The sequence below is a fragment of the Sulfuriflexus mobilis genome, from assembly GCF_003967195.1.
Lineage (GTDB): Bacteria > Pseudomonadota > Gammaproteobacteria > AKS1 > AKS1 > Sulfuriflexus > Sulfuriflexus mobilis.
The window spans coordinates 2641140-2667948 of record NZ_AP018725.1; the positions used below are offsets into that span (position 1 = coordinate 2641140).

At 54.6% G+C, this 26809-nt stretch carries 29 protein-coding genes and 1 pseudogene; 23 read left to right on the forward strand and 7 right to left on the reverse strand.

Annotated elements, in window-relative coordinates:
- Nucleotides 1–2: 2 nt before the first annotated feature.
- Both mpl and EL386_RS13120 read right to left on the reverse strand, forming a co-directional pair.
- Nucleotides 3–1361, reverse strand: coding sequence for a UDP-N-acetylmuramate:L-alanyl-gamma-D-glutamyl-meso-diaminopimelate ligase (gene mpl / locus EL386_RS13115; RefSeq protein WP_126456681.1), 1359 nt, complete (start codon nucleotides 1359–1361; stop codon nucleotides 3–5).
- Nucleotides 1361–1876, reverse strand: a complete 516-nt coding sequence (locus EL386_RS13120; protein ID WP_126456682.1) for a hypothetical protein — start codon at nucleotides 1874–1876, stop codon at nucleotides 1361–1363. Before EL386_RS13120 ends, mpl begins: the two co-directional genes overlap by 1 nt.
- Here EL386_RS13120 and rnd point away from each other — a divergent pair.
- Complete coding sequence (gene rnd / locus EL386_RS13125; protein ID WP_126456683.1) at nucleotides 1871–3064, forward strand: ribonuclease D; 1194 nt, start codon at nucleotides 1871–1873, stop codon at nucleotides 3062–3064. The two genes, EL386_RS13120 and rnd, sit on opposite strands and share 6 nt — an antisense overlap.
- A gap of 12 nt (nucleotides 3065–3076) precedes the next feature.
- On the opposite strand, the gene EL386_RS13130 is transcribed toward rnd, so the two are convergent.
- Both EL386_RS13130 and EL386_RS13135 read right to left on the reverse strand, forming a co-directional pair.
- Nucleotides 3077–4228, reverse strand: coding sequence for a PP2C family protein-serine/threonine phosphatase (locus tag EL386_RS13130; RefSeq protein ID WP_126456684.1), 1152 nt, complete (start codon nucleotides 4226–4228; stop codon nucleotides 3077–3079).
- 24 nt (nucleotides 4229–4252) lie between these two features.
- On the reverse strand, nucleotides 4253–7786 hold the full coding sequence (locus EL386_RS13135; RefSeq protein ID WP_126456685.1) for a PAS domain-containing protein: 3534 nt from the start codon (nucleotides 7784–7786) through the stop codon (nucleotides 4253–4255).
- A 177-nt stretch (nucleotides 7787–7963) separates the two neighbouring features.
- Between EL386_RS13135 and lexA the strand changes: the two genes are divergently transcribed.
- The 4 genes from lexA (at nucleotide 7964) to EL386_RS13155 (ending at nucleotide 11310) form a co-directional block, all read left to right on the forward strand.
- Nucleotides 7964–8557: a transcriptional repressor LexA gene (gene lexA, locus EL386_RS13140; RefSeq protein ID WP_126456686.1), complete on the forward strand. Its 594-nt coding sequence runs from the start codon at nucleotides 7964–7966 to the stop codon at nucleotides 8555–8557.
- 219 nt (nucleotides 8558–8776) lie between these two features.
- Nucleotides 8777–10042 (forward strand): DNA polymerase Y family protein, encoded by a 1266-nt coding sequence (locus EL386_RS13145; RefSeq protein ID WP_126456687.1) that lies wholly within the window; start codon nucleotides 8777–8779, stop codon nucleotides 10040–10042.
- Between the two features lie 129 nt (nucleotides 10043–10171).
- The gene (locus EL386_RS13150) at nucleotides 10172–10681 is read left to right on the forward strand and encodes a tetratricopeptide repeat protein (RefSeq protein WP_126456688.1); all 510 of its coding nucleotides are present in this window, start codon (nucleotides 10172–10174) and stop codon (nucleotides 10679–10681) included.
- A gap of 119 nt (nucleotides 10682–10800) precedes the next feature.
- Entirely contained in the window at nucleotides 10801–11310 is a 510-nt protein-coding gene (locus EL386_RS13155) for a tetratricopeptide repeat protein (RefSeq protein WP_172597727.1), read from the forward strand.
- A gap of 823 nt (nucleotides 11311–12133) precedes the next feature.
- Here the strand turns inward: EL386_RS13155 and EL386_RS15910 are convergent.
- Nucleotides 12134–12775: pseudogene (locus EL386_RS15910) on the reverse strand (adenylate kinase); the annotation flags it as partial.
- Nucleotides 12776–13019: 244 nt separating this feature from the next.
- Between EL386_RS15910 and EL386_RS15555 the strand changes: the two are divergent.
- From EL386_RS15555 to EL386_RS13180, 4 genes are all read left to right on the forward strand, one after another.
- The gene (locus tag EL386_RS15555; protein WP_148103032.1) at nucleotides 13020–13364 is read left to right on the forward strand and encodes a hypothetical protein; all 345 of its coding nucleotides are present in this window, start codon (nucleotides 13020–13022) and stop codon (nucleotides 13362–13364) included.
- A gap of 61 nt (nucleotides 13365–13425) precedes the next feature.
- Entirely contained in the window at nucleotides 13426–14769 is a 1344-nt protein-coding gene (locus tag EL386_RS13170; protein WP_126456692.1) for a 6-phosphofructokinase, read from the forward strand.
- A 51-nt stretch (nucleotides 14770–14820) separates the two neighbouring features.
- The gene (locus tag EL386_RS13175; RefSeq protein ID WP_126456693.1) at nucleotides 14821–15093 is read left to right on the forward strand and encodes a hypothetical protein; all 273 of its coding nucleotides are present in this window, start codon (nucleotides 14821–14823) and stop codon (nucleotides 15091–15093) included.
- Between the two features lie 19 nt (nucleotides 15094–15112).
- Complete coding sequence (locus tag EL386_RS13180; RefSeq protein ID WP_126456694.1) at nucleotides 15113–17164, forward strand: sodium-translocating pyrophosphatase; 2052 nt, start codon at nucleotides 15113–15115, stop codon at nucleotides 17162–17164.
- Between the two features lie 475 nt (nucleotides 17165–17639).
- Here the strand turns inward: EL386_RS13180 and EL386_RS13185 are convergent, their stop codons facing one another.
- Nucleotides 17640–18404: an XRE family transcriptional regulator gene (locus tag EL386_RS13185; protein WP_126456695.1), complete on the reverse strand. Its 765-nt coding sequence runs from the start codon at nucleotides 18402–18404 to the stop codon at nucleotides 17640–17642.
- Between the two features lie 106 nt (nucleotides 18405–18510).
- Here EL386_RS13185 and EL386_RS13190 point away from each other — a divergent pair, with 106 nt between their 5' ends.
- A complete protein-coding gene (locus EL386_RS13190) occupies nucleotides 18511–18798 on the forward strand; it encodes a helix-turn-helix domain-containing protein (RefSeq protein WP_126456696.1) in 288 nt (95 codons plus the stop codon).
- 39 nt (nucleotides 18799–18837) lie between these two features.
- Here EL386_RS13190 and EL386_RS13195 read toward each other — a convergent pair whose 3' ends face one another.
- On the reverse strand, nucleotides 18838–19287 hold the full coding sequence (locus tag EL386_RS13195; RefSeq protein WP_126456697.1) for a hypothetical protein: 450 nt from the start codon (nucleotides 19285–19287) through the stop codon (nucleotides 18838–18840).
- 84 nt (nucleotides 19288–19371) lie between these two features.
- Between EL386_RS13195 and EL386_RS13200 the strand changes: the two genes are divergently transcribed.
- From EL386_RS13200 to EL386_RS13260, 13 genes are all read left to right on the forward strand, one after another.
- Nucleotides 19372–19860 (forward strand): hypothetical protein, encoded by a 489-nt coding sequence (locus EL386_RS13200; RefSeq protein WP_197722094.1) that lies wholly within the window; start codon nucleotides 19372–19374, stop codon nucleotides 19858–19860.
- Nucleotides 19857–21974, forward strand: a complete 2118-nt coding sequence (locus tag EL386_RS13205; protein WP_126456699.1) for a transposase domain-containing protein — start codon at nucleotides 19857–19859, stop codon at nucleotides 21972–21974. Before EL386_RS13200 ends, EL386_RS13205 begins: the two co-directional genes overlap by 4 nt.
- Nucleotides 21975–22031: 57 nt before the next feature.
- Complete coding sequence (locus EL386_RS13210; protein ID WP_126456700.1) at nucleotides 22032–22769, forward strand: AAA family ATPase; 738 nt, start codon at nucleotides 22032–22034, stop codon at nucleotides 22767–22769.
- 107 nt (nucleotides 22770–22876) lie between these two features.
- Nucleotides 22877–23383, forward strand: a complete 507-nt coding sequence (locus EL386_RS13215) for a hypothetical protein (RefSeq protein WP_126456701.1) — start codon at nucleotides 22877–22879, stop codon at nucleotides 23381–23383.
- A complete protein-coding gene (locus tag EL386_RS13220) occupies nucleotides 23380–23781 on the forward strand; it encodes a transcriptional regulator (protein ID WP_126456702.1) in 402 nt (133 codons plus the stop codon). Before EL386_RS13215 ends, EL386_RS13220 begins: the two co-directional genes overlap by 4 nt.
- Nucleotides 23778–24035: a hypothetical protein gene (locus EL386_RS13225; protein WP_126456703.1), complete on the forward strand. Its 258-nt coding sequence runs from the start codon at nucleotides 23778–23780 to the stop codon at nucleotides 24033–24035. Before EL386_RS13220 ends, EL386_RS13225 begins: the two co-directional genes overlap by 4 nt.
- Nucleotides 24032–24238, forward strand: a complete 207-nt coding sequence (locus EL386_RS13230; RefSeq protein WP_126456704.1) for a hypothetical protein — start codon at nucleotides 24032–24034, stop codon at nucleotides 24236–24238. The genes EL386_RS13225 and EL386_RS13230 overlap by 4 nt, the downstream gene beginning before the upstream one ends.
- A gap of 2 nt (nucleotides 24239–24240) precedes the next feature.
- Nucleotides 24241–24576, forward strand: a complete 336-nt coding sequence (locus EL386_RS13235) for a hypothetical protein (protein WP_126456705.1) — start codon at nucleotides 24241–24243, stop codon at nucleotides 24574–24576.
- Between the two features lie 31 nt (nucleotides 24577–24607).
- The gene (locus EL386_RS13240) at nucleotides 24608–25222 is read left to right on the forward strand and encodes a DUF3164 family protein (protein WP_126456706.1); all 615 of its coding nucleotides are present in this window, start codon (nucleotides 24608–24610) and stop codon (nucleotides 25220–25222) included.
- Nucleotides 25223–25238: 16 nt separating this feature from the next.
- The gene (locus EL386_RS13245) at nucleotides 25239–25694 is read left to right on the forward strand and encodes a hypothetical protein (protein ID WP_126456707.1); all 456 of its coding nucleotides are present in this window, start codon (nucleotides 25239–25241) and stop codon (nucleotides 25692–25694) included.
- Nucleotides 25684–26085: a gp16 family protein gene (locus EL386_RS13250; protein WP_126456708.1), complete on the forward strand. Its 402-nt coding sequence runs from the start codon at nucleotides 25684–25686 to the stop codon at nucleotides 26083–26085. The genes EL386_RS13245 and EL386_RS13250 overlap by 11 nt, the downstream gene beginning before the upstream one ends.
- Nucleotides 26085–26264 (forward strand): hypothetical protein, encoded by a 180-nt coding sequence (locus EL386_RS13255; protein WP_126456709.1) that lies wholly within the window; start codon nucleotides 26085–26087, stop codon nucleotides 26262–26264. Before EL386_RS13250 ends, EL386_RS13255 begins: the two co-directional genes overlap by 1 nt.
- A gap of 9 nt (nucleotides 26265–26273) precedes the next feature.
- Nucleotides 26274–26669: a Mor transcription activator family protein gene (locus EL386_RS13260; protein WP_126456710.1), complete on the forward strand. Its 396-nt coding sequence runs from the start codon at nucleotides 26274–26276 to the stop codon at nucleotides 26667–26669.
- The last annotated feature ends 140 nt before the right edge of the window (nucleotides 26670–26809 follow it).

Below are 26809 nucleotides of genomic sequence, written 5' to 3' on the forward strand. Positions count from 1 at the left end.
GGCTAAACCTTATTCAATGCGGCGAGCAGTTTTTCGTGGATGCCGCCAAAACCACCATTGCTCATTACCAGGATAACATCACCGGGCCGGGCCTCAGCGACCACGGCCGCTACCGTTTGCTCGATGTCCTGCCGATGCGCGGCCTTGCCAGGCAGGGCATCGATCACCACCGCGGGTGACCACGCCAGGTCAGCCGGGGTATAGAGAAAAACCTTGTCGGCCACCTGCAACGAAGCGGCCAGACTGTCACGGTGCACCCCCATACGCATGCTATTGGAACGGGGTTCGAGCACGGCCAGCAGACGTCCCGCCCCGTTCATTGCCGCACGCGCACCTTGCAGGGTGCTGGCGATCGCCGTTGGGTGGTGGGCAAAATCATCATAGACCTTCACACCGGCGACTTCACCTCGTAATTCCATGCGTCGCTTCACACCCTGAAAGCGCCCGAGCGCAGCAATGCCTTCGGCCACGGGGACACCGGCGTGCCGGGCCGCCGCGAGTGCGGCCAGTGCATTACTGACATTGTGCTCGCCAGTCTGCGTCCAGTCGAGGCGAGCGACGTGACGGCCTTCACAAATCACATTAAAGGCATGCCCGTCAGCGACCCTATCAGTAGCCTGCCAGCACCCGCCCTCGCCGATGCGTTCAACGGGTGTCCAGCAACCCATCGCCAACACCTCGTCAATGGCGGAGTCATCTGTCGGCGTAATAATCAGGCCATTACCCGGCACGGTGCGTACGAGGTGATGAAACTGCCGCTGGATCGCCGCCAGGTCATCGAAGATGTCGGCATGGTCAAATTCGAGATTGTTGAGGATCACGGTACGTGGTCGATAATGCACAAACTTGGAGCGCTTATCGAAAAAGGCCGTGTCGTATTCATCCGCCTCGACAACAAAAAACGGCGCCTTACCGAGGCGCGCCGAAATGCCGAAGCCCTGCGCCACGCCACCAATGAGAAAACCCGGGCTGAGACCACAGTCATCGAGAATATGCGCGAGCATACTCGCCGTGGTGGTCTTGCCATGCGTACCGGCCACAGCCAGTACCCAGCGATTCGGCAGCACGTGCTCGGCGAGAAACTGCGGCCCCGAGGTATAGGCCAGACCACGGTCGAGCATGTATTCCACGGCAGGGTTGCCACGCGACATGGCGTTACCGACCACAACCCAATCGGGTGCGGGATCCAGGGGTGCCGGGTCATAACCTTCGTGCAGAACAATGCCGGCCGCCTCAAGCTGGGTGCTCATGGGCGGATACACGCCGGCATCTGAACCAGTGACCTCGTAGCCCATCGCCCTGGCGAGCAGGGCTAAGCCGCCCATGAAGGTGCCACAGATACCGAGAATATGAATATGCATCAGCCGCCCCTCGCAAATATCCAGTCACTGACCTGCCAGAACAGCAGGATATACGCAATCGCGACGACAAAGGCATAGGCAAAGTGAATATTAAAACCGTGGCGGAGGATGTGGGCAAAGACCGTCACGTTCCAGAACACGAGCCCCCACCACACCAGTGCCGCAGCCGGGGCCGTGTCGTTGGCCGCATTCGCGGCAACCAGTTGGTAAATCACCGGCATCATCAACATACCGAAGATGACTCCGGTGCCCATCAGGGCAATGAAAATTTGTACAAAGCGTGCGTTAAGACCACGCCACTGCAGACCGGCATACAGCAGGGCGCTGAGCAAGAGGATATCGAGGATGACCTCCACCAGGGCGCGGTCAAAACCGCTGACCGGGAAGCTGACCAGGGTCGCGACGAGGATATTCATGGCCAGCACGATACGCAACAGCAGGGGCGAGGCAGGCAGGTCCTGCGGCCCGGCGCGCAACATACATATATCGAAAAAACGGAAAATCAGTGCATGCATAGCGCGCAGCTTAACCGCTTGCCACGCTCAAGGCCACTCTGTACAGGCGATGCATGGCATGCACGTCCCCTGGCTGCTATGCTGCGCGACATGAATGACGCCTTATATATAGACCATGACGCAGATCTACAGCACTTTTGCACACAACTGGCCGGTAGTCAGTGGCTAAGCCTGGATACCGAATTCGTCCGCGAAAAAACCTATTACCCGAAGCTCTGCCTGATCCAGATCAGCAATGGCGAACACCTCGCCTGTATCGACCCCCTGGCCATCAATGACCTTGCGCCACTGTTTGACCTGCTCTATGACCCGGCCATTACCAAGGTCTGGCATGCCTGTTCCCAGGATATGGAAATCTTCGCCCATCTGCGAGGCGATATCCCGGCACCGTTGTTTGATACACAATTAGCCGCCTCCCTGCTCGGTCATGGCAACCAAATCAGTTACGCCGCACTGGTTAAAGAACTTTGTGATATAGAACTGGACAAGTCACACAGCCGCACCGACTGGTCACGCCGGCCCCTCAGTGCTGAACAACTCACCTATGCCGCTGATGACGTGCGCTATTTATGTACGCTGTATGAAACCTTGCGCGATGAACTGGCCGCCAGTGGTCGCGGCGCCTGGCTGGATGAAGATTTTCATGCCATGACCGACAGCCGTCGTTACCTGGTTGATGCCAGCACCATCTGGCAACAGGTCAAGGGACTGGAGGTACTGTACGACGTACAACTGGCCGTGCTGCAGGCCCTTGCCGAGTGGAGGGAAAAACGCGCACAAAAATCTGACAAACCAAGGCGCTGGATACTCAATGATGAACTGCTTATCGCCCTGGCGCAAAACAGCCCGCAGGATGCCGCGGGCCTGAGTGAGGCCGGTCTGTCTGACAAGGCCCGGGATCGGTTCGGCAGCGAGTTACTCGTTTTGATTCGCCAGGCACTGGCAACACCGAAGGAACAATGGCCCGTCATTATTCGCCGCGAGCGCCCCACCGCCGAGGAAAAAAAACTCGGCAACGACCTGATGAAGGTAGTGAAAAGGGTCGCACAGGAACACGCTATCGACCCGGCATTACTGGCCACGCGCAAGACCCTTAACGCACTGATGACAGGACAACGTGAACTGCCTGTGTTACAAGGCTGGCGGAAAAAAATCGTCGGCGATAAGTTGCTCGAGCTACTGGAATAACCTGCCCGACCCTCAGTCCTGGCAACGCAGGATCACGATGGAGATATCATCGTGTGCCATACTTTCCCCGAGGTGCAGACTCATGGCATTGATCAGGGCTATCAGGCTGCCCTCATCACTCGCGCCCTCCAGGGCCACCACCACCCGTTCCTCACCAAAATTTTCACCCTCGCTGTTTTTGGCCTCTATCAGACCATCCGAATAGAGCACCAACTGTTCCTTGCCACAATCTTTATAAACAACGGTTTCGACAAATAACTCATTGTAATCCGTTATGCCCAGGGCCACATGCCGAGAGGTGAAACGCTGGCTAACACGGTTTTGTTCATCGAGTAATAACATATCGGGGCAACCACCGTTCCAGACCTGCATGATCTTTTTTAACGGGTCAATCACGACCAATGCCGCCGCCACAAAACGTTCCACCGGCATGAGTTCCTTGAGACGCCGATTCATTTCCATGACGAGTTCTGAGAGGGGCAGCCCCTTGGCAACCATCGCATAAAATATCTGCGACAAGGGCATGAGCGGCAGTGCCGCAGTCAGGCCATGGCCGGTGGAATCGGCCTGTAACACGTACAAACGACCGTCACTGGAACGTGATGCGGCAACAATATCGCCACTAAAACGGCTTGCTGGGAAAACCCAGTGCTGGAGCATTTCATCATTGAGTCGCTCCTGATTGATCATGCGCTCCATCAGGGCATACGCAGTTTCCTGCTCGGCCTCCGCCTGCTTGTGATAAAGCTGCAATTCTGCTGTGGTCTGTGCGAGTTGTTGTTGCATCTCGACAATGCGCTGCATCGACATGATCTTGGCATCCAGCACATCGAGGTTCACTGGCTTGGTCAGGTAATCATCGCCACCGGCTATCAGACCCTTAACCTGTTCCTCACCCTTGGCCAGGGCGCTAAGAAAGATAATCGGTGTCCAGCGGCCATTGGCACGGGCCTTGATCTGCTGTGCGGCCTCGTAACCGTTCATGCCCGGCATCATGACATCAAGCAAAATCATATCCGGTTGCTCACTCTCGTACAGGCCCACCGCCTCCTGTCCGTCACAGGCCTCCAGCACCTGATAGCCCTGCTTTTGCAGATATTTACTCACTAACAGTCGGTTGGCGGGTAGGTCGTCGACGACCAGAATTTTCAAACTATCACGCATGCTTATCTCATCACCCTGCTTGCATTACTGCATATCGATATATTCTGAACTGCCTTTATCTGGCAGATATTCATCAAGTACCTGAAATAGCTTACGCGCATCAAGTGGCTTTGTCAGGTACGCCTCAAAGCCGGCCGCGGCGGCCTTTTCTATATCACCGGGCATGACATTGGCACTTATTGCAACGAGGGGTACATCCTTGGTGAGCCAGTCCCCGCGCAGGATGTCCGCCACCTCGATGCCATTGATACCAGGCAGATTGATATCCATCAAGACAATATCCGGGTGTGTGCTCTGCGCCATCCGCACACCCTCCTCGCCGTTTTCGGCAACCAGCAATGTATAATCAGAGCGTTGTCGCATCAATAATCTCATCAGTCGCACATTCGCCGGATTGTCCTCAACATAAAGGATCTTATAGGTATTACTGGCATCGGCGATATCGTCTGCGGCTTCTTTCTCGGTGGCCGCGGCTGTTGCAGACATGCCCAGCCCTGGCATTTCAATGGCCTCCACGGCGACACAACGCCTTAACTCAATCCAGAAGCAGGAGCCTTGTTCCAGTACACTGTCCACACCCATGCGGCCCCCCATCAACTCCACCATGCGTTGCGTGATCGTCAGGCCGATACCCGAACCCTCAATAGTGGTTTGTTCCGCGCCCAGACGTTCAAAGGGGATAAAGATTTTTTCCTGGTCCTGCCGGGATATCCCCTGACCGGTGTCGGTGATACTGATGCGTAACCAATCACTCTCCATCACCTCACAGACCAGCCTGACTTTACCCTGCTGGCGATTGTATTTAATCGCATTGGACAACAGGTTAATAATCGCCTGCTTCAGGCGCACATGATCGGCCTCGACCCATATTCCCTCCAGGCCATCCATGTCGGCCGTAAACTGAATATCGTACATTTCTGCCAGGGGCTGGGTCAGGCTGATACATTGTTCAAACACATCATGCATGGCCACCTGTTCACAACGCACTTCCATACGCCCGGATTCAATCCTTGCCAGGTCCAGTATCTCGTTGACCAGTTCCAGCAGGTGTTGCCCGGCCTGGTAGATTTCGTTGGTACTCTCTTTCTGCTCTTCAGTGAGCGGCGTGGTGCTATCCTCGGCAAGCAATTGCGAAAAACCCATGATGGCATTCAGGGGGGTACGCAATTCATGGCTCATATTTGACAGAAATTCGGACTTCGCACGACTGGCGTGCTCGGCATCCAGTTTGGCATTCAACAGGTCCTGTTTGGTCTGCTCTTCATGCTTGGCACTGCGCATGGCATGAATGAGAATGCCGTAAGTTGCCTGCAGGGGTTGCAGGAAATCCATCAATGAATGATCAAAACCGTCCTCGCGGTTGGCCAGGGCAAATATCCCGACCATCTCCTCGCCGTAATATACCGGCACGCCGAGAAAATTTTCGATCCGGGTGTGTCCAATCGGCACCCCACCACCGCGCGGGTCAATCGTCGCGTTATTACTAATCAATGGCAGGCCGCTATTCAGTACATACGTCAGAAGACTATGCTTATCCCGCGACATGAGTTGTCCCTCGGTATAGCGTTCTCGCGAGTCTTCATCCCAGGCGATATTACTCACGGCATGCATGGTGATATACGGCGTGTCTTCATCCGTATTCACCTCACCAAGAAAGCCCAGGCTACAATCCGTGACTTGTAACAGGCCCGCCAGCAGATCTTTTGCAACCTCCTGCAGGGAAGGTGTTTGTACATAATGCAGTATGGCCTGTCGCAACATATCGAGCAGACGTTTCTGCTTGTCCAGCATCAATTCCATCTGGCTACGCTGAGTAATGTCCTGCACGATACACAGCAAGTGTAACGGAGTGCCATCTTCAGCACGGGTGACATTACCCTTTAGCTGTAACCAATGTATGCTCCTGTCTGGCCAGAATATGCGGTGCGTGATCGAGAGTTCGCGCCCCTCGTGATTGCATGCTTCGATCGCAGTAATCACCCCCTCCCTGTCCATCGGCGGAATGGCCAACAGGTAATTTTCATAACTGGGGCTATAACTGCGGTTATCGCGCCCGAGCATCTGCGTGACCTGTTCCGACCATTGCATCTGGCCAGTCTGGATATTCCAGTCCCAGCTACCAATGTTGGCGAAGGCCTGCGTCTGCAGCAGACTCTGTTCACTCTTGACCAGGGCGTCCCGTGTCTGCATGAGTGGCGTAATATCCGTACGCACGGAAATATAGTGCTCCGGTCTGCCTTTTGCATCGAGAAAGGGCTGGATCGTTGAGTCTACCCAGTACAGACTGCCGTCCTTGCGCTGGTTACAGACAATACCGTGCCATGCCTTACCGGCACTGATGGTGGCCCATAGCTGTGCGTAAAACTCATCGCTGTGTTCACCTGAGCGCACGATACGATGATTCTGGCCAAGTAATTCTTCACGCCTGTAACCACTGACCTCGCAGAACCTGTCATTCACATAGGTAATGTACCCATCCACATCTGCCACGCTGACGATCGAGTGCGCATCCAGCACCTGTTGTTGTTGCGCCAGTTCGATACCCTGACGCTCCAGCGTATCCGCCTGCTTGCTAATCACCTTCAGTCCCATCTCTGCGCTGACACGCAACGCCGCCAGCCGCTGCGCATAGGCCTGGTACAACACCATAATTGACAGGGTCAGCAGGACGCCGGCCACCAGGACCAGCGTAATATGCATGGTATCGATATCTGAGAACTGTATCGGGTAGCGCATTTGCAGGCGGTAATCCTGATTACCGAGCCTCAGCGGGTGCAGCGCCGTGGCTATTGGTAACAGGCTCTCCCTACCCGGCATTTCCCATAGCGTATTACTCTCCACCAGTTCAAGCCGCAGACCCGGTTGCCATTCCATCTCGCGCAACAACAGGCGCAGGTCATATTGCAGGGCCAGTACGCCGTGCAGGACCTTCTCACGGCTATGTAGCGTTTCATTGATAATGTCTTTGGCGTAAATGGCCTGCAACAAATACAGGTTGTCGTTATGTATGATAGACACTGTCTCGTTGCTATCACCGGCCGCCAGCAATTTTTCCTGCAGGCCAACATGGGTCAACCAGTCACGCCCGGGTTGCTGCAGGGCCACTGTCTCAAGGCCGTTACTGTAATGGACGGCCAGGTGCATAGCCGCCGGGCTGTCCTGATAAAACTCCTCGTCGACGGGGTGAATCCGGTAGTCCTGCTTGCCATTCGCCTGCATCAGGCGCTCGTAGTCAGCTCGCCGGCCGGCGTTGACCCGACGCAGGAAGGTGACACTGCTCAGGCCGTAGTGGTGGGGCAAATGCTCGTCGGTATAACGGTGAAAGGCCGGTTCACTGGGCGCATCACGACTGGAATCAAACCGTGTCTGCAAGTCCTTCAGGAGATGCTCGGCGGCGGCGACATCGTGTTCGAGGCGCTCACTATAGGCAAACAGGCCGTTGACATAATCCCTGGCCGCCTCACGTCCGGAGTGTTGAAACTCGGTGATAAAGAACAGCAGGGTTAGCAGCAGGCCAATCACGGCAATGCCGAATAACACGTTATTATCTTTATTCACCCAACGATTTCCTTAAGTTTTATACGGCATTAAGTACCGATGATACCCATACTTTTTTCATAGTCTAGAAGTACTTATAAGTTATCGGCAAGGCAGGGGCATCCCTTAGGCCATTAGCCGGGCGTTTCACTGCACGCATCACTTGAAAGTTCTCCAAACGTTCTCTATGCTCTGGACATGCTCACACCCCGCCTGCAAGACACCCTCGACTTTATCCGCGGCTACCTCGCGCAGCATGGCTATGCCCCGCTATTGAGTGAAATCGCCCTCGGTATCGGCATCCACTCCAAGGGCGTGGTGCACCGCTACCTGCAGGACCTGCGCCGTGTGGGTTATATCGAGATCCTTGCCGGCAAGCACCGTGGCATACGCCTTATCGAGAGTGAGTCCTCACACTCCCTGCCGTTGCTCGGCCGTATCGCCGCCGGGCAGCCCATCGAGGCCATCCCCGACCATGACCGGATCGACCTGGCCGCATTTTTCATCGGCGAGAACCGTTTTGTCCTCAAGGTGCAGGGCGAGTCCATGGTCGAGGCCGGGATCCTCGATGGCGACATGGTCATCGTCGAGCAATGTGATCGCGCCAGCGATGGCGATATCGTCGTTGCCCTCATCGACCGGGAAGAGGCCACCCTCAAGACCCTGCGCCACCACGGCGATGGCGCGGTCATGCTCATCCCGGCCAATGAGCAGATGACACCCATGATCTACCCCGCCGAACGCATCACCATCCAGGGTATCGTGGTTGGCCAACTCCGCAGTTATAAATAGATCTGAATGATCATTTCTTCAGGCCTGATTTTTATAAAGGCCCAACGCAGAGGCGCGAAGACGCAAAGATCGCAGAGTAAATTACTGCAATCTCAGGATTACATATTTCAGTCCGCCTTTGCGTCCTCCGCGCCTCTCTGCGCGATGTTCAGGATGAATGAGTGTCGCGAAGTGCATGGACGCACGAGAGCGACCCTCTGTGTTGGGCTTTGATCTTCAATGCCAACACAATGTCCTGTTATCTGGCCACGGGCGATTGTCCACATCGACATGAACGCCTTTTTCGCCTCCATTGAGCAGCGCGACTTCCCGACGCTGCGTGGCCTGCCGGTAGCGGTGACCAATGGCGAACGCGGCAGTTGCATCATCACCTGTTCTTACGAGGCCCGTGCCTATGGCATCCATACCGGCATGCGCCTGCCCGAGGCAAAAAAACTCTGCCCAAAACTCATTCAGCGCCCGGCACGACCACGTGCCTACATTAAGGTCTCCACGGCGATCATGCAGGTCCTGCAGGATATCAGCCCGGACATTGAGGTCTTTTCTGTCGATGAGGCCTTCCTCGATGTCAGCCACTGCCAACGTCTGCACGGCAGCCCGGTACGTATGGCCCGCATGGCCAAACAGCGGGTACTCGAGGTCTCGGGGATCACCTGCTCGGTGGGTGTGGCCGGCGACAAGACCACGGCCAAGTTCGCCGCCAAACTACAAAAACCGGATGGACTGACCGTGATCCCGCCATGGGAGGCGCGCGAACGCCTGCGACACGAGCCCGCCACCGCACTGTGTGGCATTGCCGAGGGCATCGGCAGTTTTCTCGCCGAACACGGTGCCTGCACCTGTGGCGAGGTCGGCCAACTGCCCATCAGTGTGCTGGCACGACGCTTTGGTAATCTCGGTCGACGCATCTGGCTCATGTGCCAGGGCGAGGACCCGGACAGAGTGACGACCGATATCCCCGCGCCCAAATCGATGGGCCACGGTAAGGTCGTGCCGCCAAACACTCGTGACCCCGAGGTGCTGCTCACCTACCTGCGCCACATGAGTGAAAAACTCGCCGCCCGCCTGCGCCGCCATGCCATGCAGGCCCAGCACTATGGCATTGGCCTGCGCACCCGCGAAGGCTACCTCGGCCTGAAACTAAAACTGGCCAGCCCGGATAATGATGCCGAGGCCATTTTCAGACTCTGCCGTTTTGTCCTCGCCCATCGCTGGCATGGCGAGGGCGTGTTTCAGGTCCAGGTCAATGCCCTCGACCCGCAACCCGCCGATCAGCAACTGCAATTGTTTTCTGCTGCGGACGTCACACACGGCGAGGTCAACAAGGTCATGGATCAGATCAATCAGCGCTACGGCGAGTTCGTCCTGGCCCCGGCACGTTTACTTCACCGCTCCGATATGCCTAACGTGATTGCACCGGCATGGAAGCCGGAAGGACATAGGCAAACGATTGATGATGCCCTGAACCATCGGGACGATGATTAGGGTTGCCCCAAGCCAGTACGGCTGGGGTACGCATAATGAACCTCGAAGAGGTTCTGTGAGTCGGTAGCAACAAACTAGCTTCTAACCGTATCAGGGAACATTTAATCTTTATCTCACTCTAATATTTTTATGCAGAATAAATACAAAATCGGCCTTCTCACCACCGCACTCAACAGCAGCCTGCTTGTCTCCTTGCCCACACAGGTATTCGCCGCTGAAATCCTGCCACCAGTTTGCACAAAACAGCACTTCGACCCCTGGGCCTGTTACTGGCTGGAGGGCAAGATCACCGAGGGCATGTGTGGTGAAGCACTAAGGCCGGACATTCCCCGCATCCAGGCGGCCGCTGAACAGGGTAAACATGCCGCGGCCTATCGCCTCGGCCAGTTGTATTCCAGTGCTACCTGGGGGGTAAAACGCGACTACCGGCAGGCCCACTACTGGTTCGAACGCGGTGCCATCGGTGGTAATCGTGATGCACAGGTCGAACTGGCCCGACAGTACGAATTCGGTCGCGGCGTGAAACGTGATCTGCAACAGGCCCTGCACTGGTACGAACAGGCCGTCAGCCAGGGGCCTTACAAGGGTCTCGATAAAAAGATTAACTACTTGCTACAAAAAACTCAGATTGATGAATGATGACCTGCTGCAGCAGTTATCTGTTCAGCAATCATCAATTCTGACGACAAGGTTTTTTGCACCTCGGCGTCGGCTCCGTTAAAGTCGCCCCCCCTCATTTCACGCTCAAAATGACACTTATGAAAAACCCCTACAATATCGGCACCCTCACCGCCGTGCTGGGTGCCAGCCTGCTAAGCCCCGTTCCGGGGCTTAAGGCCGAGGGTAAAGACGCCCTCCCCGGCATATCAAGTGAGAGTAAGGCCTCTCGCTGTTACTGGCTCGAAGCCAAACTCACCGACGAGGGTTTGTGTGGTGATAAGTTGCGCCCGAATGTGCCGCTGATGATTAAAGAGGCAACACAGGGGAACACGTTTGCCGCCTTTCGCCTGGGACAACTCTACGCGGCGGGCTCCTGGGGTACCTCACGCGATATAAAGGCATCGCTTAAGTGGTTCCGTGTCGCAGCCCAAGGGGGCCACTGGCCCTCACAGGTAAAGCTGGGCCTTATGTATCAACTTGGCCGCGATGCCAAACGCGATCTGAAACAGGCCCTTTACTGGTATAAACAAGCGGCTGAACAGGGACTTTATCCGGATCTCGAAGACAAGATCCTGCAACTACAAGAACAATTATCTGCAAACCAGTAAGCATCGTTAACGAACTAAAACGGATATTAAAAAACCCGGTGAGCCGACTCACCGGGCGATTAGTTTCATAGGGATATTGTTTGCGGCCTTACCCGGGCATAACTACGTCCCACCGCACAATCAGACACCCGCTAAAGCGAATGCCCTGTAGGACAAACCACCCCTGCAGACCTAATCGTTGTCCGATGTCCGAAAAAACTTCTGACTGCCATTAACGCTTTTTAACGGCCTTCTTTTTTGCCTTCTTTTTTGCCGTTTTTTTGGCGACTTTTTTCGCCACCTTTTTCTTCGTTACCGCTTTTTTTGTCACTTTTTTCTTTGTTGCCACCTTCTTTTTTGTCGTGGTGGCATCACTGACTTTCTTTTTCAGGCCCTTGACGGCCTTGTTCACCTTCTTGCCAATTTCCCTGGCCTCTTTCTTTGCAGCCTTGCTGACCTTTTTACCAATGGCCTTGGCCTCCTTCTTGATTACCTTCGACTCTTTCTTCGCTGCCTTGGTGACCTTCTTGCCGATGGCCTTGGCTTCTTTCTTGATCACCTTGACCTCTTTCTTCGCTGCCCTGGTGACCTTCTTGCCGATAGCCTTGGCTTGTTTCTTTATCTCCTTGACCTCCTTTTTCGCGGCCTTGCTGACCTTGTTACTAACCTCTTTCACTTCCTTGGTGACAACTTTCTCGGCCTTTTGCAAGGCCTCGTCGGCCGGCTCGATCAGGTCCTTGTTGGCGGTGGCCAGCGCCTGCTGTACGGATTCAAGTACCTTGCGCTCCAGATCATCAAAGGTTGTCGAAATAATGTCCTTGAGCAAGGCCTCTTCACTTGGCAAGGTCTTGAGTTCCTTTTGCAAGGCGGTAAAGATGTCCTCGATCTCTCCCACACCCTGGATGGTGCGCAACTTATCCTGTTCCCGATAGTAATCGAGCAGTGGCATCGTCTGGGTTTCATAGATACGCAGACGGTTGCCAATGGTTTCCTCGTTATCATCGGCACGCTGCCGTAGCTCACCACCGCAAACATCACAGTGGTCATACAACCTTGAGGGCGAGGTGTATAGATTGTACATCTGACCGCATGCGCTACAGGTCTGACGGCCGCCAAGGCGTTGAATCAGCGCATCGACGTCCACATCAATGAGCAGGGCGCCCTGGACCGGCAGTCGCAACTGGACGAGTATCTTGTCCAGTTCCTCGGCCTGCGGCAGGGTGCGGGGGAAGCCGTCGAGGATAAAACCCTTGGCCACATCCTCTTCCTCGAGGCGTTCGCGGATCACGCCGAGCACGATCTCATCAGGGACGAGCTGACCACTGTCCATCAGCGGTTTGGCCTGACGACCCAGCGCCGTACCCTTGTCGACGGCATCACGCAGCAGGTCACCCGTAGAAATCTGTACGACCCCAAATTTTTTGACGAGTAACTTGGCCTGCGTGCCTTTCCCTGATCCTGGCGCGCCTAGTAAAATGATCCTCATGCTGCCCACCTGACTTTTTAAGTCTTTATTTATATTGTAGTTTTTATCCCCACCACGCCCTCGGCGCGATTACGCCCAAGCATTTCCGGGGGAGAAAATGCCGCTTTTTTATCTAACCTACTCTGCCGATGGCCGCCAAGTCAATGAACGGTTATGCATTTTCTGCGCTTTTGCAGTATCCTTTACCGCCCGCGGATGGCCCGCGTGGCAATACCAGCAACCAAAATCATCGCAAGACGGCAAAATGAGCAAAAAAATCCCCGATTTCACCGATAGCCAGATATGGACCGTCGAGAGTACCCTCGCAGCGCGCTTCAAGAAGAAGATCGAGACCCAAATCATCGACAGTGAAAACCGTCTGCACCCGCATGACCGTGAACTGCCCCCGGTGACAGGCCTGTACTGTGAGGCCAATGACGGCCATTTCGTGATTTTTCAAACCGACCGAAGTAATACCGCTGCCAGTTTTCTACCGCATTCACCAGCAATACGGCACCGGTATCGAAGAATACGATGCAATCGAAGACTGTATTATCTCGCTGTTGCGCGTACAGGCCGACCATACGCGCGATACCCGGCAGGAAGATGACGCCGCCAACTAACTCTATTTATATAAACCTAGCTAACTGACCATCTCAGGAGACTACATCATGGCAACAAAGAAAACTGCCAAAAAGAAAACAGCTGTAAAAAAGACAGCCGTTAAGAAAACCGCCGCGAAGAAGAAAACGGCTGAGAAACCAAAGAATGCGTTTTACGCACAGTCCGGTGGTGTCACCGCCGTGATCAATGCCTCTGCCTGTGGCGTGATCGAGACTGCCCGTGCCAACAAGGCCAAGATCGGCAAGGTCTACGCTGGTCGTAACGGCATTATTGGTGCCCTCACCGAAGACCTGATCGATACCAGCAAGGAATCCGCTGCGTCTATCAAGGCACTGCGTCATACCCCTTCCGGTGCCTTCGGTTCCTGCCGCTTCAAACTGAAGAGCCTCGAGGCCAACCGACGCGAATACGAACGTCTGATCGAAGTCTTTAAGGCCCACAACATTGGCTACTTCTTCTACAACGGTGGTGGTGACTCTGCGGATACCTGTTACAAAATTTCACAACTGTCTGAAAAGATGGGTTACCCGATTCAGGCCATTCACGTGCCAAAGACCGTTGATAATGACCTGCCGATTACTGACAACTGCCCGGGCTTCGGTTCGGTGGCCAAGTACATCGCCGTCTCAACCCGCGAAGCCAGCTTCGATGTCGCCTCAATGGCCAAGACCTCGACCAAGGTCTTCATTGTTGAAGTTATGGGCCGTCACGCCGGCTGGATCGCCGCCGCCGGTGGTCTTGCCTCGACTGACGATACGCCGATCCCAATCATTATCCTCTTCCCTGAAGTTGAATTTAACCAGAAGAAGTTCCTCGCCAGGGTCGATGCCATGGTCAAGAAGCACGGTTACTGCACCGTAGTGGTATCAGAGGGTGTGCACTACCCGGATGGCAAATTCCTGGCCGAGACCGGCCTCAAGGACTCCTTCGGTCATGCCCAGCTCGGTGGTGCCGCAACCGTCATTTCCGGCATGGTTCAGAATGAACTGGGTCTGAAGAATCACTGGGCCGTCGCCGATTACCTGCAGCGTGCCGCACGCCACATCGCCTCCAAGACCGATGTCGACATGGCCTATGCCATGGGTAAGGCCGCTGTGCAGTTTGCCCTCAAGGGTCACAACTCCATCATGCCTACAGTTGATCGCATCTCGAACAAGCCGTTCAAGTGGAAGGTTGGCATGGCCCCGCTGAGCAAGGTGGCCAATGTTGAGAAGATGATGCCGAAGAACTTCATCACCACCGATGGCTATGGCATTACCAAGAAGTGCCGTGAGTACCTTGAGCCACTCATCAAGGGTGAAGACTATCCGCCCTACAAGAACGGCATGCCACAGTACGTACGTATGAAAAACGTTGGTATTAAACAGAAACTGCCAAAGTTCGAGCTTTAATCCGGTACGGGTTCGGGTGCCCCATGTCTCGGGGCACCCGCCTCTGCCCTTATGACTATCGACAAAGCCCGGGAACTCATCCTCACCGAGGCCCAGAATGTACATGGCCAGGCCGCCGTAGATGGCCTGATCCGCGAATTCGACCTTGAGACCATCTTTGGGCAGGTCTTTCTCACGCCCTGTCTAACCCAGTTTGTAAGCCGTACTACCGTACTGCGCCTTTTACCCCTCCACATCTGTCCCGACTTGCCCTGTCGCCTGAAAGGCAGTAATAATGGGCGCACAAAAATAGCTACATCGTCCGACCCTGATAATTACAAATAAGTAAGGTGGAGGAATTGCAATGTCTACTGGTCTGCTAATCGCGATCGCCTGTTCGTTTATCGCCCTTGTTTACGGTGCCTGGTCCTATACATGGATCCTCTCAAAACCCTCCGGTAACGACCGCATGCAAGAGATCGCTGCGGCCATACAGGAAGGCGCCCAGGCCTACCTGAACCGCCAGTACACGACCATCAGTCTGGTCGGGGCTGTGCTGTTCGTGGCCATCTTCCTCTCCCTCGGTGTCCTCACCGCCATCGGTTTTGCCATCGGTGCCCTGTGTTCGGCCGGGGCCGGATATATCGGCATGAACATCTCGGTGCGTGCCAATGTGCGTACCGCCGAGGCCGCCAATGATGGCCTCAATGCTGCCCTGCAGGTCGCCTTCCGTGGCGGTGCCATCACCGGCATGCTTGTGGTCGGCCTCGGCCTGCTCGGTGTCGCCGGTTATTACGCCGTCCTCACCGCCATGACACCGACCGGGGGGGCTGTCAGCCTCACACCGCTGGTCGGCCTGGCCTTCGGTGGCTCACTCATCTCTATCTTCGCTCGTCTTGGCGGCGGTATCTTCACCAAGGGTGCCGATGTCGGTGCCGACCTGGTCGGCAAGGTTGAGGTCGGGATCCCAGAAGACGACCCACGCAATCCGGCTGTGATCGCCGACAACGTCGGTGATAACGTCGGTGACTGTGCCGGCATGGCCGCCGACCTGTTCGAAACCTATGCCGTCACCCTCATCGCCACCATGCTGCTCGGCGGCCTGCTGCTGAGTAACGCCGGTGATGCCGCCGTGCTCTACCCGCTCGTCCTCGGCGCCGCCTCCATTATCGCCTCGGTGATCGGCACCTTCTTCGTCAAGGCCAGAGAGGGTGGCAAGATCATGAATGCCCTCTATCGTGGCCTCGCCGTTGCCGGCGGCATTTCCGCTATCGCCTTCTACCCCATCACAACCTGGATACTCGGTGACAGTGTGACGATTGATGGCAGCAGCGTGGCCTCGATAAACCTGTTCTACAGTGCCCTCATCGGCCTCGTCCTCACTGCCGCCATGGTCGTGATCACCGAGTACTACACCGCAACTGAATATGCGCCGGTCAGACACATCGCCGAGGCCTCGACCACCGGTCACGGCACCAATGTCATTGCCGGTCTCGGTGTCTCCATGAAGTCTACTGCCCTGCCGGTGCTCGCCGTCTGTGCCAGCATCTGGGGAGCTTATGAACTTGCCGGCCTGTATGGCATCGCCATCGCCGCGACCTCGATGCTGTCCATGACCGGTATCGTCGTCGCCCTCGATGCCTACGGCCCTATCACCGACAACGCCGGTGGCATCGCCGAGATGGCCGAGCTGGATGACAAGATCCGCAGCATCACCGACCCGCTCGATGCCGTTGGCAACACCACCAAGGCCGTAACCAAGGGTTATGCGATCGCCTCGGCGGGTCTCGCCGCACTGGTGCTGTTCGCCGACTACACACACGAACTGGCTGCCCACACGAGTCAGACTATTACCTTCGGTCTTTCCGATCACATGGTCATCATCGGCCTGTTCATTGGTGGCCTCGTACCCTACCTGTTCGGTGCCATGGCCATGGAGGCCGTCGGTCGCGCTGCCGGTAGCGTCGTCGTCGAAGTCCGCCGCCAGTTCAAGGAGATCCCTGGCATTATGGAACGCACGGCCAAGCCGGACTACTCACGCGCCGTCGACATGCTGACCCGCTCCGCGATCAAGGAAATGATGTTGCCATCGCTGTTACCGATACTGGTACCGATACTCGTCGGCCTCATCCTTGGCCCCAAGGCACTCGGTGGCCTGCTGATCGGTACCATCATCACCGGCCTGTTCGTCGCCATCTCCATGACCACCGGTGGTGGTGCCTGGGATAACGCCAAGAAGTATATTGAAGACGGCAACTGTGGCGGCAAGGGCTCTGAGGCCCACAAGGCTGCGGTGACCGGTGACACCGTCGGCGACCCTTACAAGGATACTGCTGGTCCGGCAATCAACCCGCTGATCAAGATTATTAATATTGTCGCGTTGTTGATTATTCCGCTGCTGCCGATGGCGGGATAGTGTTGGTTGTTTGATTTAATGAGAAACGGGCTCCGGCCCGTTTTTTATTCCCTCTCCTTCAGGGAGAGGGTTAGGGTGAGGGGTGTTATTAGTTTTTTTCTTTAAGAGATTTTAAATTTTAATAAGCAGCTGTTTTTTCGCGCTTACCGCGCGCGAGTTACTTTCTTTGCTCGCACAAAGAAAGCTAACCAAAGAAAGTGCGCCCAACAACCCCGCCCTTCGGGTTCCCTGTGCTTCTCGACAAAACAGGCGCTGCGCGCTCACAGAACCCTAACGGGTGTGAGGGGTCACTTGGTATGCGACAAACAGGGATAGAACGGGAAGGCTAGGGATTTGGTGGGAACGCCTTTAGTGGTGCGGGTTTGAGGGCGGCGGAGGGCGTGGCGAACCGATTGCGTTTGAATTGCGACAAAATCGAAAAACGGGCCGCTCGCCACTAGAATTGCGACACGACAACAGGCCATTTAACGGGTATTTACATGCGGCGGCCTGACCACACGACACGGCCTATTACGCCAGCACCTTCACGATCATCCTGATAATCGGCGTTAAACCAGACTTTTTCCATCTCAAAGGGCTCGTAGGCAGGGTTGTCACTAGAAATGCGCATGCGCCCACCTGGCAGGCTCTGTATTCGCTTTACCAATAGCGTGCCATCCATCACCAGGACATAAATACCCTCACGGCTTGCCTTGTTGTCGCTACGGTCCACAAGGATGACATCACCAGCACGTAGTGTTGGCTCCATGCTCTCCCCCTGTACATATATAAGATAGAGGTCGGATGGGTTGATGTGGAGTTCGTTATGCAGCCATTCTTGCTTAAATGCTAATGAATCAATAACTTGTTCGCTTTCAACGATGGAACCATGCCCTGCAGCGGCGCGAACATCGTATAGAGGGATGTAGGCGTATTCATCACCGAGCTTATCCGTTTTTACTCCATAGGTGGCTGCCTGCTCTTTGATTTCAGTGATCATCATGGGGCCTTCGCCGGTGGCCAGCCATTCAATCGAAACACCGCCTGCCTTGGCCATTGAGGCGATTGTCTCAACCTTGGCCTGGCTATCGCCCGCAACAATGCGATGTAGTTGCGATTCAGACAAACCAACCCTTGCCGCCAGTTCTTTCTTCCCACCTACGCGATCGGCAGTCGCGGTTATGCGAGTTCCGATTCCGTGCGTTAGAATCGGAACCGAGTTCCTGTTTTCTATATTTGGTTCTGATTGTCTTTTAGTCATAATATTTCAACCACTTACATAATATAAAAAATTCTTACGCATAATTGCGAATCGGAACTCGCATAAACGCTTGACTTGAGTCGCAAATATGCGATAAGTTTTAACCATGAGCAAACAACGCAACCCAAAAAAAGCAGTCACAGAGGACTGGCATCGCGCCGACATTGTCGCCGCACTACGTAAAGCCGGATGGAGTCTGCGTCGTCTTTCTACGCATCACGGGTATAAGAGCCCTACCACCCTGGTGATCGCCCTGGACCGCCATTGGCCGAAGGGCGAGCGCCTGATTGCCGAAGCCTTGGACATAAAGCCCGGTGAGATATGGCCTACCCGATACCCCATAAAAGGCAACACTAAAAGCAATACTAAATGTACCACACCGGAGGCGGCGTAATGGTGCATCAATGCCCATATAAACCATCAGAATATCGATTCAAAAACGAAGGATATCAAGCTGGCGCACCCATGCCAGGGGCAGCAGAGCCCTCCCCAATAGCAATTCGATACGTTCAGAGAATGAAATGGGAAGCAGTAAACCTGTGGCGGTACTTGTGTCATCTACCAAGCCGCTTGCGTGCTTTATGGCCCGGAGCGCACGGCAAATCTGAACGGCAACTATCTGACGACTTCGATCAGTGGCTGAAAGGGCCCATTGGGTGCAAATATCGCTTTCAGGCAAAGGGCCAAGATAAGCCATGAAGTCTGAAATGATGTCATTCCACTCATCATCATCGCAGTCATCTAATGGCTCTGTGGTAGCGGGAAGCTTCATTGCACGACGAATCATTGTGAGTTCTGACTTCATTTCGCTCACTGTAAATATTGCTAAAGGATATTTACGGGCGACCTCTCTGATTGGTACAGCAGGCTGTGCATTTTTCATGTCCGAGTTCTCGGTTGTTGGATGCTTAAAGCCTAGGTCCGACAGTGATGCTGTGCAATCTCAAAATTTAGAACAGGTGACGTTATGAGACTTCCGAAAACCAAGGCCGCATGGAAACGGTTACAGCCATCCAATCTACGTGATGCGATGCGCCTCTGTAATGAATATGCACGATACTTCAATCGCCTCACAGTACCGGCCATCGCAGAGTTAATGGATGTCACAGAATCGGTCTTATACAAGTGGCTTTCAAACGGGCACATGCCCGCCAGTAAAATACCGGCTTACGAGAACATCTGTGGTATCGACTACGTAACCCAGTATCTCGCTATTCGCTCACACAAACTTCTGATCGATATCCCCACCGGCAAAGCTGCAGAGGCACTCGATATCAATGAGCTGCAGCTCATTATCGCCCGGGGTATGGGGCTCTTGATGCGGTTTTATACAGATGGCAGCAACGTCGAGGAAACTGCCGAAGCGCTGACTCAGATCATGGGTGGTGTGGCGTATCACCGGGAAAACATTCAGCGCCAGCCAGAGCTTGACATGTTTGCGGAGGGTGAGGCATGAGCAAGGAGTGGTATAGCGCTTCTGAACTGGCTGGGGTGCAAGGCATGCCGACCAGTGTTCGCGGCGTCAACAAAATGGGTGATCGTGGTGATATTACACGACAGAAAAGAACAAAAGGTAAAGGGTGGGAGTATCACTTATACAGCCTGCCAACCGATACCCAAGCCGCACTGTTAATTCAGCAGCAACCGGTTGCGACTGCAAAACCAGCAATAAAAAAGGCCGGGATTCATCACTACGATAGCGAAGGTCTCTGGGCTAATTACGAGAGCAAGTCCGAGACAGCAAAACAACAGGCACAAGATCGACTCGCTGCCATCAATGCCGCACTCACACTGATTGAAAACGGCACAGCAAAGAGCGTCGCCTGGAATACCGCCGCCAAGACAGCCGGTGTGAGCAAGGCAACCCTATACCGTCAGTATGGCAAGGTTGAGCACTACCACCGTTCCGACTGGCTTGCTGCCCTGGTCAGCGGATACACCGGACGCACCGCAAAAGCCGAGTGCAGCGATGAGGCATGGAGCTTCTTTAAGAGTGATTATTTGCGCCTTGAACAGCCTGGTGCTGCAGCATGTTATGACCGGCTACAAAGAACCGCTGCCGAGCACGGCTGGGCGATACCAAGTCTTCGCACGTTGGAGCGGAAAATAGAGAAAGATATCCCCCCAACAGTTCGAGTACTCATGCGCGAGGGTGAGTACGCCTTGATGCGTATGTACCCAGCGCAGCAACGTAGTATTCGTGATTTACATGCCTTGCAGTGGATTAATGGTGATGGCTACCAGCACAACGTCTTCGTTGAATGGCCGAACGGTGACATCGTCCGACCCAAGACATGGTTCTGGCAAGACATATACAGTCGTAAGATACTCAGCTATCGCACAGACATTAGCGAAAACACGGATGTGATCCGTTTATCCTTCGGCGATTTGGTTGAGCAGTATGGCCTCTCGGATGATGTCACCATCGATAACACCCGTGCCGCCGCCAACAAATGGATGACGGGTGGTGTCGCCAATCGTTATCGCTTCAAAGTAAAGAAAGACGATCCTCTCGGCCTGTTTCCAACACTGGGTATTCAGGTGCATTGGACATCAGTCCTTGCGGGTAAGGGTCATGGCCAGGCAAAACCGATTGAGCGTTCCTTTGGTGTCGGGGGCCTGGGTGAGTATGTCGACAAGCATCCCGCTTTTGCTGGTGCCCATACGGGCGCTAACCCAATGGCCAAGCCCGACAATTACGGCAGCAAGGTTGTGCCGCTCGATACGTTTCTTAAAGTACTCGATCAAGAAATATCCGCATGGAATGCCAAAGAAGGTCGACGCACTGAAATTTGTGACGGCGTGCAATCCTTTAACCAGGCATTTAACGACTCTTATGAAAAAGCCACGATACGCAAGGCCACCGCCGAGCAACGTCGTCTCTGGCTTTTGACTGCTGAGGCCGTCAACGTCAAAGCAGATGCCACCGTCACACTCGATGCGGGCAAGGCATCCGGTATCGGCAAGAACCGCTATGGCAGCGACGCGCTTTATGAGTTCGTTGGCAAGAAGGTGGTGGTGCGTTTCGACCCACAGGCACTGCACGATAATGTTCACCTCTACACCCTCGACAGTCGCTACATCGGTGAAGCCCAATGCATCACGACCACAGGCTTCGGCGATACCACGGCCGCACGCGAACACACGCGCCAGCGCACCGCGATGATCAAAGCGACCAAGATTGCCGCCAAGGCAGAAGATAAGATGGACGCTATCGAAATCGCCGGTATGGTGCCGACCATGCCGGTTGAGCATCCACCACAAGCCGGTTCAGTCCGTCTGTTTAATCCGGTGACCCATCAACGAAAGGCCCCGCAGAAGCGCGCACTCACCGCTGCAGAGCAGGCCATCGCCGAGGAGTTGGCCAGCATCCCGTTGGCTGACGTACAGCAACTCCCTGAACAGCCTCGCCAGCGCTTTCACCGTTGGCTTGAGATAGATGCAGCGATTGCTGCAGGAGTGGAGGTGGCAGAAAACGACCTTACCTGGCATCAGCGATACCAGGGCACGCCAGAGTATGCGGCGGAGCGGATGGTGCATGAGGAATTCGGGCTGAGCATCGCCCAATAAAAAAGCCCGCAGTTGACGCTACGGGCCGTGTTCGAAAACACTTTAGGAGCCATAAGAATGAACCAACAACAAGACCACGTCAACCCAACCGTTGCACCACTGGCCAACGTCTCCATCTGCGCGGCAGCGGTACAGCGGACGATGAATCGACCTGAACACCTGCCCGGCATGGTCTGTTTCTACGGGCCATCTGGCTGGGGAAAGAGTACCGCCGCCGCCTATGTGGCTAACAAACTACGTGCCTACTATGTCCAGTGCATGAGTGCCTGGACAAAAAAAGCCTTCCTCGAAAATGTGCTGAATGAAATGGGGGTGGTGCCCAACACCACTATCGCCGCCATGACGGCACAGGCAGGCGAGCAGCTCGCGCTCTCCAATCGCCCACTCATCATCGACGAAATGGATCACCTGGCCGACAAGAAGGCCGTCGAGATCGTGCGCGACCTTTACGAGGCCAGTCACAGCACCATCTTACTTATTGGTGAAGAACGGTTACCCGAGAAGCTGCGCAAATGGGAACGGGTTCACGGCCGCGTGCTTGACTGGGTACCCGCACAGCCAGCCGACATTGATGATGCCAAACACCTGGCAAAACTCTTCGTGCATAAGGTGACTATAGCCAACGACCTGCTCAAGCGCATCGCAGAACTCGCCAACGGCAGTGTCCGTCGTATCTGCGTCAACCTGGACCGTGTTGAGCAGCATGCCCTCACGCAGGGGCTCGACAAGATAGACCTCAAGGTATGGGGCAACAACGAACTCTTCACCGGCGAAGCGCCGAAGCGGAGAGTCTAATGATCCAGAGACAATCTATCAATGATCAAATTAGCCGGAATGCTATGTGGGCAGCGATCAGGAAGCTTCGCAGATTCACTCTGTCTGATATCGAGAATGAGACTCGCATGAATGCGTCCGTTATTCGAATCTATGTGAAGGGTCTTGAGAGGGCTGAATATTTAACCATAGCCAAAGGAGACAAAGGCTGTAAGCGAGGTTCGCACCTTTTCAAATCAGATGTATGGGAACTCATTAACGACATAGGTATCGAGCGCCCCTATGTAAACCGTGACGGCAAGGATGTCACGAATGCCGGTGGACGAGATGCCATGTGGCGTTCAATGAAAGTGCTCCAGGAGTTCAACAAAAATGAATTAGCCCTTCACGCATCAACAGAAGATCGTCCAGTTCCTCCATGCGACGCGAAGCTCTACATGCGCTACCTGAAATATGCGGGCTACATCGTAGTAGTCAAAGAAAGCCTGGGGCCTGTTGCTGAACGATGCCGCTTCCTCCCGTCAAAAAATACAGGCCCATGTCCTCCTATCGTTAGAAGGGTTGGTCAAGTCTATGACCCGAACCTTGATGAGATTGTATGGACCGCCGAAGTCAAGAAGGAGCGTGACGAATGAGCGCCGCAGAGAAGAAAAACATACCCGTGCCCGCCGTTGAGCGCGCAAAGGACAGCTGGGGCGATGAGGTGCCCTACTGGGTCGCAATCATGGCCGAGCAGTGTGACCACAGCAGCCAGAAACGCGTCGCCGACAAGATCGGTTACTCACCGGCCGTGGTCAGCAACGTCCTGGCCAACAAATACAGCGGTGATTTAGGTGCCGTTGAACAGTCTGTAAATGGCGCGTTATTGATGGCCACCGTCAACTGTCCGGTGGTCGGCACCCTCAAGGCCCATCACTGCCTGGAGAATCAACGCCGTAATTTTTCACTGAGCAACCCGCAGCGCGTGAGGCTCTACAAAGCCTGCCGCAGTGGTCATTGTCCTCACAGTCGACTGAAAGGAGAAGAGTCATGAATCGCAAGTTAAGCATGGGTCAGATGATGGTGGATGCAGAAGCGGTATTGGTGTACCTGCAAAACAGAGGTCTTGAGCTGAAGAAGATAGAGATCGACCGTGCCAACGCCGTTCTCTGGATCGAGAAACCCCCGGAGGATGAGTTTGAGACGTATGCACGCGTCACGCATAGCCGTCGAGGTCTTGGTCCTGTCGAGCGTTACGGCGCAACGCAAGTACGCGACTGTTTTGTGCAATGGAAATTAGAGTCATGAACGGGGCAGTCATCGGGCTGTGTGAGGGCTGGTGTGGACGCGTTGACCACCACTTGGTCGAGGGGCTGTGCCGTGAGTGCCGGGCACGTTCACAAATAGTCAGCAATGATGATGTTGAAGAGGTACCACTCGGTGCCGAGGCGACCGTATCTCATGTGCTATCGGTCGACGGCGAACCACAGGGGATCATGAGGAGACGATGAACATGAAAAAGTCACAGGTACTGCACGCACTATCACGCCATATTGGTGAGCGCCACGGTGTTTGTGGCAGCGTCATTGTCGCCGAGATAACAGGAGACTGGCATAAAAACGCCGTCGCTGAACGTCAACTGCGCGAGTTGATCAAAGAACTACGGCTTGAAGGCGAACATATCTGCGGGCTGCCAAGTACCGGCTACTACATGGCCGAAACACCCGAAGAACTGGAGCGGACCTGTGAGTTTTTGTACAGCCGTTCCGAGAGTACCTGGGCACAGATTGCGGCAATGAAGCGAATCTCTGTCCCCGACTTGCGTGGCCAGCTACACCTGCCAACGTAAACAACATGCAACACGAACCGGAGAATAACTGATGACTACATCCGTCCCAGAGGGATTTATACAAGACCAGCAAGGCCGCCTCGTCCCGCTCGACATGGTCAAAGATATCGACCGCGAGCGGCACGACCTGGTCAATGAACTCGTTACCAGGGCGAAGCAGGCCCAACAGGTCATGGCTCGATTCAAGGGCGAGGCAATGGGTGATATCGAGGCATTCATCGAACTCTCTGCCGAGAAGTACAACGCCAAGATGGGTGGGCAAAAAGGCAACGTCACGCTCACCAGCTTCGACGGCCGCTACAAGATACAGCGCGCTATCTCTGAGTACCTGGTATTCGATGAACGCCTGCAGGTCGCCAAGGCCCTGGTCGATGAGTGTATTCACGAATGGACGCAGGGCAGTCGCTCCGAGATACGCGCGCTGGTCGACCATGCCTTTCAGGTGGATAAGGAAGGCAAAGTCAACACCAGCCGCATCCTTGGCCTCAAGCGTCTCGATATCAAAGACCCGAAATGGCGACAGGCCATGCAGGCCATTGCCGACTCCATGCAGATTGCGGGCAGCAAGACCTACTTGCGGTTATACGAGCGCATCGAAGAGTCAGGCGACTACGAAGCCATCCCTCTGGATATCGCGGCGCTTTAACTCCAGGAGAGAACCAGTGCCACAGCCAACCAAAAAACAGTGGGCAGACGTTGCCAAAAAGTTAGACCGCCTATACGACACGGTCTTCTTTCGCTGTGACGGCTATCTGGTTCAGGCTGTGCTTGGTCGGATAAGTAATAACGGTATTGCCATTGCTATCTATGTGAACGGGTTAGCTGCGGTGCATGAGTGGGTAGATGGCAAGGATGAAGAGCCTCGTCGTTTCTGGCGTCCGATAACACGCTCTTCATTTAAGCAGCGCTACATAAAAGAAATGGAACGAATCGTCGGTAAAGATGAATGTGAGAAGCAAGGGCTTTATAACAAGGAGACCACTTACAACCCATCGTGGCTTCGCCCTTGGCCCTTCATTCGGCACCTCATCAAACACAACGAATCAATCGAGATTATTGACTACGAGACCTACAGGAAAGAAGCGGGCCTGCCCACGGAGAAAGAGAATGTCGAATAGCGTACGCAACACTGACCTCTCAAAAATCCACATTGCCAAGAAGCAACTGGGTATGGATGACGACACCTACCGCGACATGCTGTGGACCATCTCCCGCGTGCGGTCGGCGAGTAACCTTGATGATGCAGGCAGAAAAAAGGTGCTCGACCACCTTCGCGCATGCGGTGCCAAGTTCACCCGCAAGGGCCGAACTACACCCGCCAATGCTCGCGCCGGGCTTATCAGCAAGATCAAGGCACAACTCGGTGCCGCCAAACGGCAAGATGCCTATGCCGATGGTATGGCTAAGAGAATGTTTCACGTGGATCGTTACGAGTGGTGTGACGAAGCACAACTGCGCAAGATGATTGCAGCACTCACCTACGACGCTAAGCGTCACGGGAGAAACTGATGGAAAAGACTAAACAAGAACAGATCGCCAACATGCAGGCAGCGTTCCGCATCATGCTTTACAGCTTGCCGGAAGACGCGAGTGTCAAAGTTTTCCGTGAAGTGGAATCGAATACCGTCGTTATTGAGTACCGCGACGGTGATGGTCTGCAAACGTACAAGCCTGCGGACAGCAAGTAAGGCTATTTGATGGATGCCACGCTCGAACATCTGCCGCCGTCTATCCAGGAACTGGTTGAAATCACCGACCTACCTGCGGCACTTGCTATCGTCGAGGTGCGCGGCGGCATTCGCTTGTGCGTGCCAAGGCGTGCGCGTGAGGACCACTGGCTGGCTGAGTTGATTGGGCTGGAGAATATGGAAAAGCTGATAGCCATCTATGCCGGTGAAGAGATTGATATACCCCGTTGCCTTGCTGCGCTTAAAGCCGCAAAGGACCTGCAGATAGCACGAGATATTGAACAGGGTGTTAGTGGTGCTAGGTTAGCCAGAAAATATGAGTATACCGAACGTGGCATGCGCAAAGTTAAGCGTCGCCTCGAAGAGCGTGGCGAGCTCAAAGAGCGGCAAGGTGATTTGTTTTAATAGATAAGGTTCTTAATGAAGTGTAAGTTGCAGTAGTTCAGACTTGAGCTGACAGGCAGTGTCAGATGGTGCAGGTTCTGAACGTCGGCATGCGGCCAGGAGCGGCCGTTGGGTTATCAATTTATAAATCGATAGCTGAC

Bases quoted from the DNA above. Each gene is read 5' to 3' on its own strand.
- mpl (WP_126456681.1), bottom strand. From the start codon at position 1,361: ATGCATATTCATATTCTCGGTATCTGTGGCACCTTCATGGGCGGCTTA.
- rnd (WP_126456683.1), top strand. From the start codon at position 1,871: ATGCATAGCGCGCAGCTTAACCGCTTGCCACGCTCAAGGCCACTCTGT.
- EL386_RS13120 (WP_126456682.1), bottom strand. From the start codon at position 1,876: ATGCATGCACTGATTTTCCGTTTTTTCGATATATGTATGTTGCGCGCC.
- EL386_RS13130 (WP_126456684.1), bottom strand. From the start codon at position 4,228: ATGCGTGATAGTTTGAAAATTCTGGTCGTCGACGACCTACCCGCCAAC.
- lexA (WP_126456686.1), top strand. From the start codon at position 7,964: ATGCTCACACCCCGCCTGCAAGACACCCTCGACTTTATCCGCGGCTAC.
- EL386_RS13145 (WP_126456687.1), top strand. From the start codon at position 8,777: ATGCCAACACAATGTCCTGTTATCTGGCCACGGGCGATTGTCCACATC.
- EL386_RS13150 (WP_126456688.1), top strand. From the start codon at position 10,172: ATGCAGAATAAATACAAAATCGGCCTTCTCACCACCGCACTCAACAGC.
- EL386_RS13155 (WP_172597727.1), top strand. From the start codon at position 10,801: ATGAAAAACCCCTACAATATCGGCACCCTCACCGCCGTGCTGGGTGCC.
- EL386_RS15555 (WP_148103032.1), top strand. From the start codon at position 13,020: ATGAGCAAAAAAATCCCCGATTTCACCGATAGCCAGATATGGACCGTC.
- EL386_RS13170 (WP_126456692.1), top strand. From the start codon at position 13,426: ATGGCAACAAAGAAAACTGCCAAAAAGAAAACAGCTGTAAAAAAGACA.
- EL386_RS13175 (WP_126456693.1), top strand. From the start codon at position 14,821: ATGACTATCGACAAAGCCCGGGAACTCATCCTCACCGAGGCCCAGAAT.
- EL386_RS13180 (WP_126456694.1), top strand. From the start codon at position 15,113: ATGTCTACTGGTCTGCTAATCGCGATCGCCTGTTCGTTTATCGCCCTT.
- EL386_RS13185 (WP_126456695.1), bottom strand. From the start codon at position 18,404: ATGACTAAAAGACAATCAGAACCAAATATAGAAAACAGGAACTCGGTT.
- EL386_RS13190 (WP_126456696.1), top strand. From the start codon at position 18,511: ATGAGCAAACAACGCAACCCAAAAAAAGCAGTCACAGAGGACTGGCAT.
- EL386_RS13195 (WP_126456697.1), bottom strand. From the start codon at position 19,287: ATGAAAAATGCACAGCCTGCTGTACCAATCAGAGAGGTCGCCCGTAAA.
- EL386_RS13200 (WP_197722094.1), top strand. From the start codon at position 19,372: ATGAGACTTCCGAAAACCAAGGCCGCATGGAAACGGTTACAGCCATCC.
- EL386_RS13205 (WP_126456699.1), top strand. From the start codon at position 19,857: ATGAGCAAGGAGTGGTATAGCGCTTCTGAACTGGCTGGGGTGCAAGGC.
- EL386_RS13210 (WP_126456700.1), top strand. From the start codon at position 22,032: ATGAACCAACAACAAGACCACGTCAACCCAACCGTTGCACCACTGGCC.
- EL386_RS13215 (WP_126456701.1), top strand. From the start codon at position 22,877: ATGAATGCGTCCGTTATTCGAATCTATGTGAAGGGTCTTGAGAGGGCT.
- EL386_RS13220 (WP_126456702.1), top strand. From the start codon at position 23,380: ATGAGCGCCGCAGAGAAGAAAAACATACCCGTGCCCGCCGTTGAGCGC.
- EL386_RS13225 (WP_126456703.1), top strand. From the start codon at position 23,778: ATGAATCGCAAGTTAAGCATGGGTCAGATGATGGTGGATGCAGAAGCG.
- EL386_RS13230 (WP_126456704.1), top strand. From the start codon at position 24,032: ATGAACGGGGCAGTCATCGGGCTGTGTGAGGGCTGGTGTGGACGCGTT.
- EL386_RS13235 (WP_126456705.1), top strand. From the start codon at position 24,241: ATGAAAAAGTCACAGGTACTGCACGCACTATCACGCCATATTGGTGAG.
- EL386_RS13240 (WP_126456706.1), top strand. From the start codon at position 24,608: ATGACTACATCCGTCCCAGAGGGATTTATACAAGACCAGCAAGGCCGC.
- EL386_RS13250 (WP_126456708.1), top strand. From the start codon at position 25,684: ATGTCGAATAGCGTACGCAACACTGACCTCTCAAAAATCCACATTGCC.
- EL386_RS13255 (WP_126456709.1), top strand. From the start codon at position 26,085: ATGGAAAAGACTAAACAAGAACAGATCGCCAACATGCAGGCAGCGTTC.
- EL386_RS13260 (WP_126456710.1), top strand. From the start codon at position 26,274: ATGGATGCCACGCTCGAACATCTGCCGCCGTCTATCCAGGAACTGGTT.